Origin of the sequence: Thiobacillus sp. 65-1402 (genome assembly GCF_001897685.1) — a bacterium.
Classification (GTDB): Bacteria; Pseudomonadota; Gammaproteobacteria; order Burkholderiales; family Thiobacillaceae; genus Thiobacillus.
In genome coordinates this window covers 1-3,293 of sequence record NZ_MKUG01000031.1, presented here as the reverse complement: position 1 = coordinate 3,293, position 3,293 = coordinate 1, and the positions used below count along the sequence as shown (strand labels likewise).

Here is a 3,293-nt window from a genome sequence, read left to right as displayed (position 1 = left end):
AGCGTCCCAAGAAAGCCTAATCGGCCTGCAAGCTTAACTAGATAGAGAGACAGGAAAATGCCCCGTCGTCGCGAAGTCCCCAAACGTGAAATCCTGCCTGATCCGAAATTCGGCAACCAGGAAGTTTCGAAATTCATGAACGTCATCATGTCCAGCGGCAAGAAGTCGGTCGCCGAGCGCATCGTCTACGGTGCCTTCGAGCAGATCACCGGCAAGTCTGGCAAGGATCCGCTGGAGGTGTTCAGCACTGCGCTGAACAATGCGCGTCCGCTGGTCGAGGTGAAGAGTCGCCGCGTCGGGGGCGCCAACTATCAAGTGCCCGTCGAGGTGCGTTCGAGCCGCCGCACCGCGCTGGCGATGCGCTGGCTGAAAGATGCTGCGCGCAAGCGCGGTGAGAAGTCCATGGGTGCCCGTTTGGCGGGCGAATTGCTGGATGCGGCCGAGGGTCGTGGTGGCGCAGTGAAGAAGCGCGAGGAAGTGCACCGTATGGCTGAAGCCAACAAGGCATTCTCGCATTTCCGTTTCTGAGCGTTACTTTTTAAACACTACCAGACACAGTCAGGACCATAACGTGGCACGCACGACTCCTATCGAACGCTATCGCAACATCGGCATTTCCGCGCACATCGATGCCGGCAAGACGACCACTACCGAGCGCATCCTTTTCTATACCGGTGTGAGTCACAAGCTTGGCGAGGTGCATGACGGCGCGGCAACGACCGACTGGATGGAGCAGGAGCAGGAGCGTGGCATTACCATCACGTCCTCCGCCGTAACCTGTTTCTGGAAGGGTATGGATATGTCCATGCCCGAGCACCGCATCAACATCATCGATACGCCGGGGCACGTCGACTTCACCATCGAGGTCGAGCGTTCGATGCGCGTGCTGGATGGTGCGTGCATGGTGTACTGCGCGGTGGGTGGCGTGCAGCCGCAGTCGGAGACGGTGTGGCGTCAGGCCAACAAGTACGGCGTGCCGCGACTGGCTTTCGTCAACAAGATGGACCGCTCCGGCGCCAATTTCTTCAAGGTTGTCGAGCAGATGCGCACGCGCCTGCAGGCCAATCCGGTGCCGGTGGTGATCCCGATTGGCGCGGAAGATAGCTTTGTCGGCGTCATTGATCTGCTGGAAATGAAGGCGATCAACTGGGATGAGGCCAGCCAGGGCATGAAGTTCGACTATGCGGACGTCCCGGCCGAGCTTGCGGAACTCGCGGCGAAGTGGCGCTCGAACATGGTCGAGGCTGCCGCCGAGGCCTCCGAGGAGTTGATGAACAAGTACCTCGAGGAAGGTGAGCTGAGCAAGGACGAGATCGTGCTGGGCCTGCGTACGCGCACGCTCGCCTGCGAGATTCAGCCGATGCTGTGCGGCACTGCGTTCAAGAACAAGGGCGTGCAGCGCATGCTGGACGCGGTCATCCAGTATCTGCCGTCGCCGGTCGACATTCCGCCGGTTGACGGCGTGGACGACAACGATGCGGCGGTCGTGCGCAGGGCGGACGACGAAGAGAAGTTTTCGGCGCTGGCGTTCAAGCTCATGAGCGATCCGTTCGTCGGTCAGCTGACTTTTGTTCGTGTCTACTCGGGAACGCTGCAGGCGGGTTCGACCGTCATGAACTCGGTCAAGGGCAAGAAGGAGCGCATCGGGCGCATCCTGCAGATGCGTGCCAACGACCGCGAGGAAATCAAGGAGCTGCGGGCGGGCGACATCGGCGCGGTCGTCGGGCTGAAGGATGTGACCACCGGCGATACGCTGTGCGACGTCACGGCTCCGGTGATCCTGGAGCGCATGGTGTTCCCCGAGCCCGTCATCCACGTTGCGGTCGAGCCGAAGACGAAGGCCGACCAGGAAAAAATGGGCATCGCGCTGGGACGTCTGGCGTCCGAGGATCCGTCGTTCCGCGTGCGTACCGACGAAGAGTCGGGTCAGACCATCATCTCCGGCATGGGCGAGTTGCACCTCGACATTCTGGTCGATCGCATGCGCCGCGAATTCAACGTCGAGGCCAACGTCGGTGCGCCGCAGGTGGCCTATCGCGAGGCGATCAGGAAGGAAGTCGAGCAGGAAGGCAAGCACGCCAAGCAGTCGGGCGGCAAGGGCCAGTACGGCCATGTCTGGATCAAGATGGGGCCGAACGAGGCGGGCAAGGGCTTTGAGTTCGTCGACGCCATCAAGGGCGGTACGGTGCCGCGCGAATACATTCCCGCGGTCGAAAAGGGCTTGATCGAGGCGATGAATAACGGCGTGCTCGCGGGCTTTCCCGTGGTCGACGTCAAGGTCACCCTGTTCGACGGTTCGTACCACGATGTCGACTCGTCCGAGCTGGCGTTCAAGCTGGCGGCCATTCTGGCGTTCAAGGACGGCATGCGCAAGGCCAGCCCCGCGCTGCTGGAGCCGATGATGGCGGTCGAGGTCGAGACGCCCGAGGACTACATGGGCGATGTGATGGGCGATCTGAATCGCCGCCGTGGCATCATTCAGGGCATGGATGATGTGGCTGGCGTCAAGGCGATCAAGGCCGAGGTTCCGCTGGCTGAAATGTTCGGCTACGCGACCGATCTGCGTTCGATGTCGCAGGGGCGCGCGACCTATACGATGGAATTCAAGCACTACGCTGAAGCGCCGAAGAGCGTCGCAGAAGCGGTTATCGCCAAGAAATAATTTTGATTTTATAGGGTATCTGAAATGGCTAAGGAAAAATTCGAGCGGACCAAGCCGCACGTAAACGTAGGCACGATTGGACACGTTGACCACGGCAAGACCACCTTGACCGCGGCGATCACCACCATTCTGTCGAAGAAGTTTGGCGGTGCTGCCAAGAAGTACGACGAGATCGACAACTCGCCCGAAGAGAAGGCGCGCGGCATCACCATCAACACCTCCCACGTCGAGTACGAGACCGCAAAGCGTCACTACGCCCACGTTGACTGCCCGGGCCACGCCGACTACGTCAAGAACATGATCACCGGCGCCGCGCAGATGGACGGCGCCGTCCTGGTCGTGTCCTCCGCCGACGGCCCCATGCCGCAGACCCGCGAGCACATCCTCCTGGCCCGCCAGGTCGGCGTGCCCTACATCATCGTCTACATGAACAAGGCCGACATGGTCGACGACGCCGAGCTGCTCGAGCTCGTCGAAATGGAAATCCGCGAACTGCTGTCCAAGTACGACTTCCCGGGCGACGACACCCCCATCATCGTCGGTTCCGCGCTGAAAGCCCTCGAGGGCGACCAGAGCGACATCGGCGAGCCCAGCATCATGAAGCTGGCCGAAGCCCTCGACTCCTACATCC

3 protein-coding genes are annotated in these 3,293 nt (G+C 61.1%); all 3 read left to right on the top strand.

Annotation, left to right across the window (positions count from 1 at the left end):
• Nucleotides 1-57: 57 nt before the first annotated feature.
• Nucleotides 58-528 (top strand): 30S ribosomal protein S7, encoded by a 471-nt coding sequence (rpsG, locus tag BGO62_RS02770; RefSeq protein WP_296639078.1) that lies wholly within the window; start codon nucleotides 58-60, stop codon nucleotides 526-528.
• A gap of 43 nt (nucleotides 529-571) precedes the next feature.
• The gene (fusA, locus tag BGO62_RS02765; protein WP_296639076.1) at nucleotides 572-2,662 is read left to right on the top strand and encodes an elongation factor G; all 2,091 of its coding nucleotides are present in this window, start codon (nucleotides 572-574) and stop codon (nucleotides 2,660-2,662) included.
• Nucleotides 2,663-2,686: 24 nt separating this feature from the next.
• On the top strand, nucleotides 2,687-3,293 hold a 607-nt coding region (locus BGO62_RS02760), incomplete at its 3' end, for a GTP-binding protein (protein WP_296639074.1).

What these genes read in the sequence shown, in the direction of transcription:
- rpsG (WP_296639078.1), top strand. Translation starts at nt 58, where the DNA reads ATGCCCCGTCGTCGCGAAGTCCCCAAACGTGAAATCCTGCCTGATCCG.